Origin of the sequence: Marinibacterium sp. SX1 (genome assembly GCF_050389775.1) — a bacterium.
GTDB lineage: Bacteria > Pseudomonadota > Alphaproteobacteria > Rhodobacterales > Rhodobacteraceae > Marinibacterium.
The window spans coordinates 1897656-1912343 of record NZ_CP177144.1; the positions used below are offsets into that span (position 1 = coordinate 1897656).

Below are 14688 nucleotides of genomic sequence, written 5' to 3' on the forward strand. Positions count from 1 at the left end.
AGGGAGATGACAGATGCAGACCCGCAACAAGCTCATGGACGATATCTCGCAGCTGGTGACCAACGCCATGGGCGTGGCGCACGGTGCGCGGGAAGAAGCCGAAACCGCGATGAAATCGATGATCGACCGCTGGCTGGCCGACCGCGATTTCGTCACCCGCGAGGAATTCGACGCCGTGCGTGCCATGGCCCAGAAGGCCCGCGAGGAAAACGCCGCCCTCGAAGCGCGCCTGGCCGTGCTGGAAGCCAAGGCCGCCACGCCCGAGTGATCCCCGGCCCCCGGTTTTCCGGGCCGGGATGACCACAGATGCTGCACGCCCCCGCTGTCCCGGCGGGGGCGTCACTTTTTCGTGGCCCGCCTTTGGTGCCCGGTTGTCCGGCCCGGCCCGCCGGTCTGCCCCGGCGCCATGATCCGGGCGTGCCGGCGCGGGATTCGCCCCTTTACCCGCGCCGCGGCCCCTGTCACACCGCATGCCCTTGCGTCCATGTTCCGCCTTGGGCCGGCCCGGCGCAGGATCCGCGCATCCCGGCGCCCGGGTTTGACGACATTTCGGTGCGTTTGCCCGGTCATCCACAAGTAATTGGGCTTATCCCCAAAATAATGGTTGCCACGGGCTTTCTGCGCCCGCACCATATTTAGTGCGGGCACGGGGGCGAGCCCCGGCTTGTAGAACAGGCACCTAAGGGTCGGGGGCCATTGGCTCACTTACCCCAGCGATACACGAGGTGGCACCATGGCCCTTTCCGAGCATTATCTGGAAGACGAGATTCACCCCATCGACATCGTCGAGCACCTGGCCGAACACCATGACTGGGATTTCGACCGGATCGGCGATGACCAGATCGCGATGGCCGTCGAAGGACAATGGCGCACCTATTCGATCACCCTGGCCTGGTCGGCCTATGACGAAACCCTGCGCATGGTCTGCACCTTCGAGATGGAACCGCCCGAAGAGCGCCATTCCGATCTCTACGAACTGCTCAACCTGGTCAACGATCAGTGCTGGACCGGGTCGTTCACCTTCTGGGCGGCGCAGAAACTGATGGTCTACCGCTACGGGCTGGTCCTGTCGGGCGGCCAGGTTGCCACGGCCGACCAGATCGACACGCTGATCACCGCGGCCGTGCTGAACGCCGAACGGTTCTACCCGGCGATGCAGCTGCTGGTCTGGGGCGATCGCAGCCCGGCCGATGCCATGCAGGTGGCCATTGCAGAGGCCTACGGTCGCGCCTAATGTCCCGGCCTCGGGGCCCGGTCGGGCCGGGCCCCTCTACAGGATGTGGGGGGCTGGCTGGACCGGCCTCCGGTGCGGGGTGACCGCCGGGGCCGACAGGCCCGGGCCATCCCGCCGGTCGGGGCCGCGCATGCCGTGCCCCGATGCCATGAAAGGGCCGGGGCAGGGCGCGTGTCCCCCCGGGCCGTGAACACGCGGGGCCGCAAGCAGACCGGATGGCCCCGCACAGGGACTTGGGGGCCAGGATCATGAACATGGATGAACTCGCGTCCCGGGGGCTGGTGCTCCTGGGCTGTGGCAAGATGGGCTCGGCGATGCTCGAAGGCTGGCTGTCCGGCGGCCTGCCGGCCACGTCGGTCTGGGTGCGCGACCCGCGCCCGGGCGATTGGCTGACGGCCCAGGGCGTCCATCTCAACACCGATCTGCCCGCCGATCCGGCCATCGTGCTGGTGGCCGTCAAACCTCAGATCATGGCCCAGGCCCTGCCCGAGCTGCAGGCCTTCGGCGGCGGGCGCACGGTCTTCCTGTCGGTCGCGGCCGGCACGCCCATCGCCTATTTCGAAGAGGTGCTCGGCGCGGCGACCCCGGTGATCCGGGCCATGCCCAATACCCCGGCCGCCATCCGCCGGGGCATCACCGCCGTGGTCGGCAATGACCACGTGGCCGATGCCGAGCTCGACCTGGCCGAGGCGCTATTGTCGGCCATCGGCCGCACCGTCCGGCTGGACAGCGAGGCCCAGATCGACGCCGTCACCGGGCTCAGCGGTTCGGGCCCGGCCTATGTCTTTCACATGATCGAAGCCATGGCCGCCGCGGGCGAGGCCCAGGGCCTGCCGGCCGACATGGCCATGCAACTGGCCGTATCCACCGTGGCCGGGGCCGGAGCGCTGGCCGAAACCTCGGGCGAGACGGCCGAACAGCTGCGCATCAATGTCACCAGCCCCAACGGCACCACCCAGGCCGGGCTCGATGTGCTGATGGCTCCCGACGGGCTGAAACCCCTGATCGCCCGCACCGTGGCCGCGGCGACCGACCGGTCGAAGGAACTGGCCAATGGATGAGATCAGCTTCGACGATTTCCTCAAGGTCGACGTGCGCGTGGGCACCGTGCTGCGGGCCGAGCCCTATCCCGAGGCCCGCAAGCCGGCGATCAAGCTCTGGATCGATTTCGGCCCCGAGATCGGCGAGAAACGCTCCTCGGCCCAGATCACCGTGCATTACGATCCGGCCAGCCTGGTCGGCAAGCAGGTCATGGCCGTGGTCAATTTCCCGCCCCGCCAGATCGGCAAGTTCATGTCCGAAGTGCTGGTCCTGGGCTTCCCCGACGCCGAAGGCGCCATCGTCCTGGCCCGCCCGGATCTCGACGTGCCCAGCGGCGGCCGTCTGCACTGATCCCGTCCCCGGGCCCCCTCGGCCCGGGGCTGCTTCCCGGCCCGACCGACCACCCGGCCACCACCCGTCGCCCAGTCGGGGGCGTCTCGTCCGGCCCTGTCTTCTTCTTGGCAAAAATACCAGACACAACGCCCGCCACCCCGCGCCGCACTTTCCATTCCGGGCGCCCCCTCCGACGACGCCCGCCACCCCGCGCCGCACTCTCCATTCCGGGTCTCAACCCCCGGCGACGGCCAGTCCGAGCCTCAGCCCTCGGCGACGTCCGCCCGGTCGCCCACCGCTTCCCGCCAGTGCCGCCGGCACAGCGACACATAGCTCTCGTTCCCGCCGATCTGCACCTGTGCACCCTCGGTGATCACCGCGCCATTGGCCTTGCGCACCACCATCGTCGCCTTGCGCCCGCAATGGCAGATCGTGCGCACCTCGCGCATCTCGTCGGCCAGCGCCAGCAGAACGGCCGAGCCCGGGAACAGCTCGCCCCGGAAGTCCACCCGCAGCCCGTAACACATCACCGGCACGTTCAGATCGTCGACCACCCGCGCCAACTGCCAGACCTGCTCTGGTGTCAGGAACTGGGCCTCGTCGACAAAGACGCAATTGACCGGCGCCTCGGCCTGCACCGCCGCGATCCGGGCCTGCAGGTCGTCCTCGGGCAGGAAGGTCTCGGCCTCGGCCGCGATGCCGATGCGCGAGGCAATGCGGCCTTCTCCCGCCCGCGCATCGATCCGCGCCGTCAGCAGGAAGGTCCGCATGCCCATTTCCCGGTAATTGTAGGAGGCTTGCAGCAGAACCGCCGACTTGCCGGCGTTCATGGTCGAATAATGAAAGAAGAGCTTGGCCATGGCCGCGGTCTACGCGGGATCGCGGGCGGCGGGCAAGCGGTGTTTGGACAGCGTGTCAGCGGGGTGGCCAAGGCGCACCCCGCGCCGGATCAGATGATCGGGATCAGCGGCACGCCGCGCCCGCAGGCCGCAAGCGCGGCGAGGAGGGTCAGGGCGAGGGCAGGGCGGATCAGGCGCATTTTGCGCTCCTTTGGGTGGGGTGCTCGATGCGGCGAAGTCTCCGCCGCATCGCGCCTTGCGTCAAGCTCAGGCGTCGGCGCCCTGCAGGGATTTCACGCTGACGCCGCCTTCGTTCTGTGCCCGGATCGCCAGCGCCGCCGCATGGGCCCCGGCTGCCGTGGTGAAATAGGGGATCTTGTCGTACAGCGCGATCGACCGGATCGACCGGCTGTCCTCGACGGCCTGCGCCCCCTCGGTCGTGTTGATCACCAGCTGCACGCCCCCGTCCTTCATCAGGTCGGTGATGTCGGGCCGGCCTTCATAGACCTTGTTGACCTGCTCGCAGGCCACGCCCTGGTCCTTGAGCCAGGCCGCCGTGCCCCGGGTGGCCACGATGGCAAAGCCCTGGCCGGCCAGCACCTGCGCCGCCTCGACCATCTGCGGCCCCTTGTCCAGGTCGCGGATCGACACGAAGGCACAGCCCGTCGACGGCAGCACCATGCCCGCGCCCATCTGCGCCTTGAGGAAGGCTCGCGGGAAATCGCGGTCCCAGCCCATGACCTCGCCGGTCGAACGCATCTCGGGGCCCAGGATCGTGTCGACGCCCGGGAAGCGGGCGAAGGGCAGCACGGCCTCCTTGACCGAGAACCACGGCATGTTCGGATCGGCCAGCGTCATCGGATCGGCCAGCGGCAGGTTGGTGTCGTAATCGACATCGGCATAGGGCGCGCGCAGCGGGAAGGTCGTCAGCGGCTCTCCGGCCATGACCCGCGCGGCGATCGAGGCGATCGCGCTGTCGGTGGCCTTGGCCACGAAGGGCACGGTGCGCGAGGCGCGGGGGTTGACCTCGATCAGGTAGATCTCGCCGTCCTTGACCGCGAATTGCACGTTCATCAGGCCGACGACATTCAGCGCCTTGGCCAGCGATTCGGTCTGGCGCTTGACCTCGTCGATGATCTCGGCCGGCAGCGAGTAGGGGGGCAGCGAACAGGCGCTGTCGCCCGAATGCACGCCGGCTTCCTCGATGTGCTGCATGATGCCCGCCACATGCACCTGGGTGCCGTCCGACAGGGCGTCGACATCCAGCTCGACCGCGCCCGACAGGTAGCTGTCGAGCAGCACCGGGCTGTCGCCCGACACGACCACGGCCTCGTTGATGTAACGTTCCAGCTGGCCCATGTCGCGGACGATCTCCATCGCCCGCCCGCCCAGCACGTAGGACGGCCGGATCACCAGCGGAAAGCCGATGTCCTTGGCGATCTTCAGCGCCTGCGCGTCGGTCGAGGCAATGCCGTTGACCGGCTGTTTCAGGCCCAGGTCCTGCACCAGCTTCTGGAACCGCTCGCGGTCCTCGGCCAGGTCGATGGCGTCGGGCGTGGTGCCCAGGATCGGGATGCCCTCGGCCTCCAGCGCATTGGCCAGCTTCAGCGGCGTCTGGCCGCCGAACTGCACGATGACCCCGTGCAGGTTGCCGGCCGATTGCTCGACCCGCAGGATTTCCAGCACGTGTTCCAGCGTCAGCGGTTCGAAATACAGCCGGTCCGACGTGTCGTAATCGGTCGACACGGTCTCGGGGTTGCAATTGACCATGATGGTCTCATAGCCCGCATCGGTCAGCGCAAAGCAGGCATGGCAGCAGCAATAGTCGAACTCGATCCCCTGGCCGATCCGGTTCGGCCCGCCGCCCAGGATGACGACCTTTTTCTTGTCCGACGGCCGCGCCTCGCATTCGACCTCGCCCATCATCGGCACTTCATAGGTCGAATACATGTAGGGCGTCTGGGCCTCGAACTCGGCCGCGCAGGTGTCGATGCGCTTGAACACGGCCGTGACGCCCAGGTTGTGGCGGGCGCGGCGGACGTTGGCCTCGTCGCGCCCGGTCAGCTCGCCCAGCCGGGCATCGGTGAAGCCCATCATCTTGAGCGCGCGCAACCCGGCTTCGGTGACCGGCAGGCCCTCGGCGCGGATTTCGGCCTCGGCATCGACGATCTCGCGGATGCGGTCCAGGAACCAGGGGTCGAATTTCGTGACCGCCTGGATTTCGTCATTGGTCAGCCCGTGGCGCATGGCCTGGGCGATGGTGCGCATGCGGTCCGGCGTCTGGACCGAGATCGCCTTGATCACGGCAGCCTTGTCGGGCGCGCCGGGGATGTCGACCTCGTTGAAGCCCGTCAGGCCCGATTCCATCGATGCCAGCGCCTTTTGCAGCGATTCGTGGATCGTGCGGCCGATGGCCATGGCTTCGCCCACGGATTTCATCGCGGTGGTCAGCAGCGGTTCGGAGCCGGGGAATTTCTCGAACGCGAATTTCGGGATCTTGGTGACGACATAGTCGATGGTCGGCTCGAAGGAGGCCGGGGTCACCTTGGTGATGTCGTTGTCCAGCTCGTCCAGCGTGTAGCCCACGGCCAGCTTCGCCGCGATCTTGGCGATCGGGAAGCCGGTAGCTTTTGAGGCCAGCGCCGAAGAGCGCGACACGCGCGGGTTCATCTCGATCACGACCATGCGGCCGTCCTCGGGGTTGATCGCCCATTGCACGTTCGACCCGCCGGTCTCGACGCCGATCTCGCGCAGGACGGCAATCGAGCCGTTGCGCATGATCTGGTATTCCTTGTCGGTCAGCGTCAGGGCAGGGGCCACGGTGATCGAGTCCCCGGTGTGCACGCCCATGGGATCGACGTTTTCGATGGAACAGACGATGATGGCGTTGTCGGCGGTGTCGCGGACCACCTCCATCTCGTATTCCTTCCAGCCCAGCAGGCTTTCATCGACCAGGATCTGACCCACGGGCGAGGCATCCATGCCGGACCGGCAGATCGCCTCGTAATCGTCGCGGTTATAGGCCACGCCGCCGCCGGTGCCGCCCATGGTGAAGGCGGGGCGGATGATGGCCGGCAGGCCGATGTCTTCAAGCGATTCGAGCGCCAGCTGCACGCCGGCGGCCAGGTCTTTCTTGCCGTCGACCTTGGGGGCGGTGACGATGGTGGCGCGGGGGTTTTCGATGCCCAGCCGGTCCATCGCCTCGCGGAAGAGCTTGCGGTCCTCGGCCATCTCGATGGCCTCGCGCTTGGCGCCGATCATCTCGACGCCGAATTTCTCGAGCACGCCCATCTCTTCGAGCGCCAGCGAGGTGTTCAGCCCGGTCTGCCCGCCCATGGTCGGCAGCAGCGCGTCGGGGCGTTCCTTTTCGATGATCTTGGCGACGATCTCGGGGGTGATCGGCTCGATATAGGTGGCGTCGGCCAGGCCGGGGTCGGTCATGATCGTGGCCGGGTTCGAGTTCACCAGGATGACCCGGTAGCCTTCCTCGCGCAGGGCCTTGCAGGCCTGGGCGCCGGAATAGTCGAACTCGCAGGCCTGCCCGATGACAATGGGTCCTGCACCGATGATCATGATCGACTTGATGTCGGTACGCTTCGGCATGGAGGGCCCCTTTCTGACATGCTGGCGATTCCCGGCGCGAGCGCGCCCGGTCAAATCGGCCTGCGTTATAGGCAAGGGGCGCACGGGCGCAAGGCCCCCATGCGCGTTTATGCGGGCCGCGGCCCTATTCGGCCGCCGCGATGGCCCGGGCGCCGGCGCCGGGCGGATAGAGATACTCGCGGGTAAGTGGCAGGGTTTCAACGGATTTCGCCAGTTGCAGCTGGAAAACCCCGTGCGGCTGTTCTTCGAAGGCCATGATGCAGGCGGTCAGGTAATACTCCCACATTCTCACGAAAGTCTCGTCGTACATCTGGCGGACCCGGTCGACATTGGCGCGGAACCGCGTCTGCCACTGGCGGATCGTCAGGGCGTAATGCAGGCGCAGGGTCTCGACGTCGCAGGTCCACAGCCCGGCCCGTTCGACCGGCACGGCCAGTTCCGACAGCGAGGGGATATAGCCGCCGGGGAAGATGTAGCGGTCGAACCAGGGGCTGGGCGTTGTCGGCGGAGCGGCCCGGCCGATGGTATGGACCAAGGCGACGCCATCGTCGCGCAGCAGCCCGGCCACCTTGTCGAAATAGGTGCCGTAGTGGGGCAGGCCCACGTGTTCCAGCATGCCCACGCTGACCACCCGGTCGAACTGCCGGTCGATCGCCCGGTAATCCTGCAGGCGGAAGTCGACCATGTGCTCCAGCCCGGCCTCGCGGGCCCGGGCCCGGGCGGTGGCCAGCTGGTTGTCCGACAGGGTGACGCCGGTCACGCGCACGCCGTGGTCGCGGGCCAGGGTCAGGGCCATGCCGCCCCAGCCGCATCCGATGTCGAGCACCTCCATTCCCGGTTCAAGCGCCAGCTTGGCGGCGATATGGGCCTTCTTGGCGGCCTGCGCTTGGTCCAGGGACATGTCGGGCCGGGCGAAATAGGCGCAGGAATATTGCATGTCGGCATCCAGGAAGAGCCGGTAGAGATCGTCGGATATGTCGTAATGATGCGCCACGTTGGCCCGCGACCGGGCGGCGGTGTTGTGCTGCAGGATGCGGCGAGCGGCGTAGAGCGCGCGGTCGGCCCAATCGACCCAGAAAGGCATCGTGCCGGGCCGGCGGTTGCGGATGATCAGCCGCAGGAAGGCATCGAGATCGTCGGGCACGAAGGTGCCGGCCATGTAGGCCTGGCCCAGGCCCAGGTCGGGGTTGAGGCAGAGCGCCCGGATCGCCGAGGCATCGGTGAAGCGGACGGCTGTCGTGATCGGCGCGCGGTGTTGCGGATTGCCGGCTTGTCGGGCGGAGAAGGGGGCCGATCCGGGATCCCCGCCCGGATCCCCGCCCTGTGCCGCTGCGGGCCGGTGTCTCGGCCCCTTGGCAGGTGGTCTGTCTGATGTTGGCCCGTTTGCCGTTTGAACGTCCGGTCCGGTCTGCGGCCCGGTGCCCGGTTGGCCGTCCTGTCCCGTGGCCTGCTCCGCAGCCTGCCGCCTGTCCTGTTGCGCTTGCGGCCCCGCATCCTGCCGCGAGGCCGGTGCCATGTCCGGCCCGGTGCCTTGCGCAGAGCCTTGGCCAATGCCTTGCCCCGCATACGGCCCCGTGTCGGGCCTTTGGTCATCGCCGTATCGCTGCCGGCGCCCGTCGGGATATGTGACCGTCAATGCCCCGGTGCGAACGAGGCGCGTCAATGTCGTGTGTAATACCGTTTCCCACATGGAACTCACCCAGATGGTCGTTTGACCTCCCTTTCACGGTTAACAAACTAGGGTGTCGGAAGGTTTTTCCCAAACTCCGCGCGGCACATTCACGGCCAAGCTTGACTTCACCGCCCGCGCGATGTGTATCGGCGCGGAACTTTTCAGCACTCCGGGAGCCGCTTTCATGCATGCCTATCGCAGCCATACCTGCGCCGATCTGACCAAAGCCGAGGTCGGCCAGACCGTTCGGCTGTCCGGTTGGGTGCACCGCGTCCGAGATCACGGCGGCGTGCTCTTCATCGACCTGCGCGACCATTACGGCATCACCCAGGTGCTCTGCGACCCCGACAGCCCGGTCTTTGCCGCGGCCGAGAAGGTGCGCTCGGAATGGTGCATCCGCATCGACGGCACGGTGAAGGCGCGCGACGAGAGCCTGATCAATCCCAAGCTGCCCACCGGCGAGATCGAGGTCTATATCCGCGACATCGAAGTGCTGGGCGCGGCCGAGGAACTGCCGCTGATGGTCTTCGGCGACCAGGAATATCCCGAGGAAACCCGCCTGCGCTATCGCTACCTCGACCTGCGCCGCGAGGCGATGCAGCGCAACATGACCCTGCGCTCGGACGTGATCGCCTCGATCCGCCGGCGGATGTGGGACAAGGCGTTCCGCGAATACCAGACCCCGGTCATCACCGCCTCGTCGCCCGAAGGCGCACGCGACTTCCTGGTGCCCTCGCGGCTGCATCCGGGCAGGTTCTATGCCCTGCCGCAGGCGCCCCAGCAGTTCAAGCAGCTGATCATGGTGTCGGGCTACGACAAGTATTTCCAGATCGCGCCCTGTTTCCGCGACGAAGACCCGCGGGCCGACCGCTCGCCCACCGATTTCTACCAGCTCGACATGGAGATGTCCTTTGTCGAGCAGCAGGATGTCTTTGACACCGTGGCCCCGGTCATCGCCGGGATCTTCGAAGAGTTCGGTGGCGGCCGCAAGGTCGATGCCCCCGGCGACTGGCCGCAGATCCCCTATGCCGAGGCGGCGCTGAAATACGGCACCGACAAGCCCGACCTGCGCAACCCGATCGAGATGCAGATCGTGTCCGAGCATTTCGCCGGCTCCGGCTTTGCCATCTTTGCCAAGCTGCTGGAACAGGACGGCACCCAGATCCGCGCCATCCCGGCCCCCACGGGCGGCTCGCGCAAGTTCTGCGACCGGATGAACGCCTTTGCCCAGAAAGAGGGCCTGCCGGGGATGGGTTATATCTTCTGGCGCGACCAGGGGGACGGCATGGAAGCCGCAGGCCCGCTGGCCAAGAACATCGGCCCCGAGCGCACCGAGGCGATCCGCCAGCAGCTGGGCCTGGGCGTGGGCGACGCGGCCTTCTTCCTGGGCGGCAAGCCGGCGTCCTTTGAACGGGTTGCCGGCCGGGCGCGCGATGTCATCGGCGACGAGCTGGGACTGACCGACAAGGACCGTTTCGCCTTTGCCTGGATCGTCGATTTCCCGATCTACGAGAAGGACGAGGAAACCGGGGCGATTGATTTCGAACACAACCCCTTCTCGATGCCCCAGGGCGGGATGGACGCGCTGAACGGCGACCCGCTGGCCGTGCGCGGGTTCCAGTACGACCTGGCCTGCAACGGCTATGAACTGGTGTCCGGCGCGATCCGGAACCACAAGCCCGATGTCATGCTGAAAGCCTTCGAGATCGCCGGCTATGGCGAGGACGAGGTCAAGAACCGCTTTGGCGCGCTCTACAATGCCTTCCATTTCGGCGCCCCGCCGCACGGTGGCTGCGCGGCGGGCATCGACCGGATCGTCATGCTGCTGGCCGACCAGGAAAACATCCGCGAGGTCATCATGTTCCCGATGAACCAGCGGGCCGAGGACCTGATGATGCAGGCCCCGTCCGAGCCGACGTCGGACCAGCTGATGGAACTGGGCCTGCGGGTCATTCCGCAGGACAGCTGACCCGCGCGGGGCAGGGGCGGCAGGAACCGGCCGCCCGCCGACCGCTGTGGTTGCAAAGTGACCCCGGGCCCGTGACGGCGGGCGCGGGGTATCCTATATCTGGGAGCAGATGCCCGGCCGTCCGGCCGGCCCGAAAGGGAAGATCTGCGTGACGTTTTCGCCCTACCTTGCCGAGATCCGCTTTGGCTGCGGCCTGTCCCCGGTGTTGGATCCGCCGGCTGATGCCGCGGCCCTGCTTGACGGTCTGTCGGCCCTCGACGCGATGGTCCAGCGCCATCCGATCGAGGATTTCGCCGGGTTCAACGAACGCATCCTGCGCATCCAGGGCCTGTATCGCCAGCGCAACGAGGCCGGCGAGACGGCCGAAAGCGACCGGCTGACCGAAGAGATCCGCGCCCTGCGCCGCGACACCGATCAATCCAGGGTGCGCTGGGCGATGCAACGCTGCCTGCGCTGGGCCCATACGACGACCGGTTTCCGCGAGCGGCTTGTGCAGTTCTGGGCCGATCATTTCACGGCCACGGGCAAGACCGACCTGATGCTCTATTCCAACGCGGCCTTTGTCGAATCGGCCATCCGGCCCAACCTGGCCGGGCGGTTTGCCGATCTGCTGATTGCGGCCGTGACCCATCCGGTCATGCTGAACGCCCTCGACCAGATGAACTCCGCCGGGCCCAACAGCCCGGCCGTCGCCCGCCAGAAGAACCTGAAGGGCATGAATGAAAACCTCGCCCGCGAGGTGCTTGAGCTGCACACGCTGGGCGCCGGCGGGCCCTATGGCCAGGGTGACGTGCGCGAGTTTGCCGAGCTGCTGACCGGCATCACCTATCGGGCCAAGCACGGCGGGCTGCGCTATTTCGAAGGCTGGGCCGAGCCGGGCGCCGAGACCCTTCTGGGGCGCACCTACGGGGCGGAGCCGGGGCTGGACAATATCCACGACGCGCTGACCGACCTGGCCCGCCACCCGGCCACGGCCGCCCATGTCGCCCGCAAGCTGGCCGTGCATTTCGTGGCCGACCGGCCCGATCCCGATCTTGTCGCCCATGTCGAACGCCGGTTCACCGAGACCGACGGCGACCTGGCCCAGGTCTATGCCGCGCTGCTCGAACATCCCGCGTCCTGGGCGCCGGGCCTGTCCAACGTCAAGCCGCCCTTCGATTTCATGGCCTCCGCCGGGCGGGCGCTGAACCTGCCCGACGAACCGGCCGGCCAGATGGATCACGGCCAGCTCTACGGGCTGCTCTTTGCGCCTTTGGCCCTGATGGGCCAGCCCTGGGCCGAACCCTCGGGCCCCGACGGCTGGCCCGAAGAGGACGAGGCCTGGATCACGCCGCAGGGCCTGTCGGCGCGCATGCGGTGGGCCATGGACGCGCCCCAGCGGTTCCGCCCCGATCTGCCCGACCCGCGCGAGTTCGTCGACCAGGCGCTGGGGCCCTATGTCACCGAGCCCGTGCGCTTTGCCGCGCGCGCCGCCGAAAGCCGGTCCGAGGCCATCGGCCTGGTCCTGTCGTCCCCGGCCTTTCAGCGCCGATAGGAGGTGTTGCCATGCGTTCCGACCGCCTGACCCGCCGCGCCCTGCTGGGCCGTGCCGCGCTGCTGGGATGCTCCGCCGCGGCCAGCCCCTGGATGACGCCCGTCAGCCTGGCCGCCGCGCCCTGGGACACGCGGGTTGTCGTCATCATCCTGCGGGGCGGGATGGACGGGCTGGATGCGTTGCGGCCCTACGGCGATGCCGCGTTTTCCGACCTGCGGCCGGCCGCCGCGGCCACCCGGGCCGAGGCGCATGAGCTGGCCGGCGGCTTTGCCATGCACCCCGCGCTGGGGCCGCTGATGCCGCTGTGGCAGGCCGGCCAGCTGGGGTTTGTCCATGCGGTGTCGACGCCCTATCGCGACAAGCGCAGCCATTTCGACGGCCAGGACATCCTCGAGGCGGGCACCGCCGGGGTGGGCCAGCGGCGTGACGGCTGGCTGAACCGGATGTTGCAGGAAATGCCCGGGGTCGAGGCCCAGACGGCCTATGCCGTGGGCCGGGGCGAGATGAAGGTGCTGCTGGGCGCGGCCGAGGTGGCCGACTGGACGCCGGACGCGCGGTTGCAGATGAGCCCCCAGGCGCTGCGCCTGGCCGAGCGGATGATGGAAGAAGACCCGGCCTTTCACGCGGCGCTCAGCGAGGCGGTGATCCTGTCGGACGAAGGCGACGGAATCATGGCGGCCGGCACGCCGATCGAGCGGGACATGGTCCGGGCGATGCGCGGGGCGCAGCATGTGAAGATGGCCGAATTCGTCGGCGAGCGGCTGCGGGGAGACACCCGCGTGGCGGCCTTTTCGCTGATGGGCTGGGACACCCACCGCAACCAGGACCGTGACATCGGCCGCTCGCTGGGCCGGCTGGCGGATACGCTGCTGGGCCTGCAGAGGGCGGCCGGGGCGGATGTCTGGAACCGGACGGCTGTCGTGGCGATGACCGAATTCGGGCGCACGGCGCGGCTGAACGGGACGAACGGCACCGATCACGGCACCGGCGGACTGATGGTGCTGGCCGGCGGGGCGGTGCGCGGCGGCCGGGTGCTGGGCGACTGGCCGGGCGTGGCCGAGGCCGATCTCTATGCCGGGCGCGACCTGGTGGCCACGGGCGATGTCCGCGCGCCGGCGGCCTGGATGCTGAAGGCCGCCACGGGGCTGGACCGGGCCATCCTGGAAAGCGTGGTCTTTCCGGGGCTGGACATGGGCGCCGATCCGGGCGTGATGCTCTAGGCTCTAGGCTCTAGGCTCTAGGCTCTAGGCTCTAGGCTCTAGGCTCTAGGCTCTAGGCTCTAGGCTCTAGGCTCTAGGCTCTAGGCTCTAGGCTCTAGGCTCTAGGCTCTAGGCTCTAGGCTCTAGGCTCTGGCCCTGGCTCTGGCAATGATTCACGCGGTGGATCTATGCCGCAGCCGAAGGCCCGCCGCCTGACCCGTAACAGCCCTTTCCGACCACGGCCCCGGAACGCCATGCCACATCGCCGCCCAACACATTCCCCGGGCGCCGGTCACTCGGAGGACCGGCGTGTCAGCCCACCGGCGGGCGCCAGGGCCGTTTGCGGCGGTGCGGCCTGAGGTCGCGGGAGGGGCCGCGCGGGCGGCTGCGGACAGGGCGGGCAGAGGGGCGGGGGCCGGTCAGGAGCAGGATTGCAACGGCTCCCAGCAGCAGCGCCAGCCCGTGCAGGGCGACAAGGGTTGCGCCATCCATCGTCACACCACCTGCCGGTCGGCCAGCCGGGTCTGGACCAGGCCTGCCACCTGCGCGGCGAAGAACGCCACGGGCCGGCCGTTGCGCCGGGCGTCGGCCAGGTCTTCGGCCGCCCGGGCCAGCGGCTCATCGGCCGCGCTGCGGGCAACCCCGCCGACAAACTGGGCGACGTAATCCAGCGCCTTGGAATCCTCCATGTCCGACAGCACGTCGGCGGCATGGGCCATGTCGTCCTGGTAGGCGATCGGATCGGGGCGGATCAGCTCGTCCGTGGGCAGCGACAGGGTGGCGGGCCGCCGGTCGGCGGGCAGGCGCTGCAGGATGGCTTCCTGGAAAGCGGCAAGGGATTCAATGGGTTTTGGCAGGTAGCCATCGGCGCCGGCGGCGATGGCCGCGTGTTCGGCAAAGCGGTCGCCCGAGGTGCCCAGGATCACCGGCACCCGGGGCGCGGTGTCGATCATCTCCTGGATCAGGTCCAGGCCCGAGCCGTCCGGCAGGCCGAGGTCGACGATGATCACCGAAGGCCGGTAGACCCGCAGGTGGCGGCGGGCGGATTTCAGGCAATCGGCCCGGCGGACGCGCGCCCCGCTGCGCAGGCACAGAAGGCGCAGGGCCTCGCAGGCAAAGCGGCTGTCTTCGACCACCAGCACGGTGATGCCCAGCAGCGGGCGGGACGGGGTCGGCGCCGGCCCGGGCGGGCCGTAGAGTTCAGATTCGGGCATCGCGTGTCCTCCGGTCTGTTATCCGACGAGGCTACGGCCAGGTTTGCTAA

At 68.1% G+C, this 14688-nt stretch carries 11 protein-coding genes; 7 read left to right on the plus strand and 4 right to left on the minus strand.

Annotated features, from left to right (window positions below):
- The first annotated feature begins 13 nt into the window (after positions 1–13).
- From ACK3BB_RS08395 to ACK3BB_RS08410, 4 genes are all read left to right on the plus strand, one after another.
- The gene (locus ACK3BB_RS08395) at positions 14–268 is read left to right on the plus strand and encodes an accessory factor UbiK family protein (RefSeq protein ID WP_428928272.1); all 255 of its coding nucleotides are present in this window, start codon (positions 14–16) and stop codon (positions 266–268) included.
- A 465-nt stretch (positions 269–733) separates the two neighbouring features.
- The gene (locus ACK3BB_RS08400) at positions 734–1234 is read left to right on the plus strand and encodes a YbjN domain-containing protein (RefSeq protein ID WP_428928273.1); all 501 of its coding nucleotides are present in this window, start codon (positions 734–736) and stop codon (positions 1232–1234) included.
- Between the two features lie 248 nt (positions 1235–1482).
- On the plus strand, positions 1483–2295 hold the full coding sequence (gene proC, locus ACK3BB_RS08405) for a pyrroline-5-carboxylate reductase (protein WP_428928274.1): 813 nt from the start codon (positions 1483–1485) through the stop codon (positions 2293–2295).
- A complete protein-coding gene (locus ACK3BB_RS08410) occupies positions 2288–2626 on the plus strand; it encodes a tRNA-binding protein (protein WP_428928275.1) in 339 nt (112 codons plus the stop codon). Before proC ends, ACK3BB_RS08410 begins: the two co-directional genes overlap by 8 nt.
- Before the next feature lie 245 nt (positions 2627–2871).
- Here ACK3BB_RS08410 and ACK3BB_RS08415 read toward each other — a convergent pair whose 3' ends face one another.
- The 3 genes from ACK3BB_RS08415 to ACK3BB_RS08425 form a co-directional block, all read right to left on the minus strand.
- Positions 2872–3468 carry a thymidine kinase gene (locus tag ACK3BB_RS08415; protein WP_428928276.1) on the minus strand — a complete coding sequence of 199 codons (597 nt, stop codon included), beginning with the start codon at positions 3466–3468 and terminating at the stop codon, positions 2872–2874.
- A 246-nt stretch (positions 3469–3714) separates the two neighbouring features.
- The gene (gene carB / locus ACK3BB_RS08420) at positions 3715–7050 is read right to left on the minus strand and encodes a carbamoyl-phosphate synthase large subunit (RefSeq protein WP_428928277.1); all 3336 of its coding nucleotides are present in this window, start codon (positions 7048–7050) and stop codon (positions 3715–3717) included.
- 124 nt (positions 7051–7174) lie between these two features.
- Positions 7175–8209, minus strand: a complete 1035-nt coding sequence (locus ACK3BB_RS08425; RefSeq protein WP_428928278.1) for a class I SAM-dependent methyltransferase — start codon at positions 8207–8209, stop codon at positions 7175–7177.
- Positions 8210–8906: 697 nt separating this feature from the next.
- Between ACK3BB_RS08425 and aspS the strand changes: the two genes are divergently transcribed.
- The 3 genes from aspS to ACK3BB_RS08440 all read left to right on the plus strand — a co-directional run bounded on the left by aspS (position 8907) and on the right by ACK3BB_RS08440 (position 13445).
- Positions 8907–10691 (plus strand): aspartate--tRNA ligase, encoded by a 1785-nt coding sequence (gene aspS, locus ACK3BB_RS08430; protein WP_428928279.1) that lies wholly within the window; start codon positions 8907–8909, stop codon positions 10689–10691.
- A 148-nt stretch (positions 10692–10839) separates the two neighbouring features.
- Positions 10840–12225, plus strand: a complete 1386-nt coding sequence (locus ACK3BB_RS08435) for a DUF1800 domain-containing protein (protein ID WP_428928280.1) — start codon at positions 10840–10842, stop codon at positions 12223–12225.
- Positions 12226–12236: 11 nt separating this feature from the next.
- Positions 12237–13445, plus strand: a complete 1209-nt coding sequence (locus ACK3BB_RS08440; RefSeq protein WP_428928281.1) for a DUF1501 domain-containing protein — start codon at positions 12237–12239, stop codon at positions 13443–13445.
- Between the two features lie 473 nt (positions 13446–13918).
- On the opposite strand, the gene ACK3BB_RS08445 is transcribed toward ACK3BB_RS08440, so the two are convergent.
- On the minus strand, positions 13919–14638 hold the full coding sequence (locus tag ACK3BB_RS08445; RefSeq protein ID WP_428928282.1) for a response regulator: 720 nt from the start codon (positions 14636–14638) through the stop codon (positions 13919–13921).
- Positions 14639–14688 lie beyond the last annotated feature (50 nt).

Coding starts and splice junctions, on each gene's coding strand:
- ACK3BB_RS08395 (WP_428928272.1), top strand. CDS start 14: ATGCAGACCCGCAACAAGCTCATGGACGATATCTCGCAGCTGGTGACC.
- ACK3BB_RS08400 (WP_428928273.1), top strand. CDS start 734: ATGGCCCTTTCCGAGCATTATCTGGAAGACGAGATTCACCCCATCGAC.
- proC (WP_428928274.1), top strand. CDS start 1,483: ATGAACATGGATGAACTCGCGTCCCGGGGGCTGGTGCTCCTGGGCTGT.
- ACK3BB_RS08410 (WP_428928275.1), top strand. CDS start 2,288: ATGGATGAGATCAGCTTCGACGATTTCCTCAAGGTCGACGTGCGCGTG.
- ACK3BB_RS08415 (WP_428928276.1), bottom strand. CDS start 3,468: ATGGCCAAGCTCTTCTTTCATTATTCGACCATGAACGCCGGCAAGTCG.
- carB (WP_428928277.1), bottom strand. CDS start 7,050: ATGCCGAAGCGTACCGACATCAAGTCGATCATGATCATCGGTGCAGGA.
- ACK3BB_RS08425 (WP_428928278.1), bottom strand. CDS start 8,209: ATGGCCGGCACCTTCGTGCCCGACGATCTCGATGCCTTCCTGCGGCTG.
- aspS (WP_428928279.1), top strand. CDS start 8,907: ATGCATGCCTATCGCAGCCATACCTGCGCCGATCTGACCAAAGCCGAG.
- ACK3BB_RS08440 (WP_428928281.1), top strand. CDS start 12,237: ATGCGTTCCGACCGCCTGACCCGCCGCGCCCTGCTGGGCCGTGCCGCG.
- ACK3BB_RS08445 (WP_428928282.1), bottom strand. CDS start 14,638: ATGCCCGAATCTGAACTCTACGGCCCGCCCGGGCCGGCGCCGACCCCG.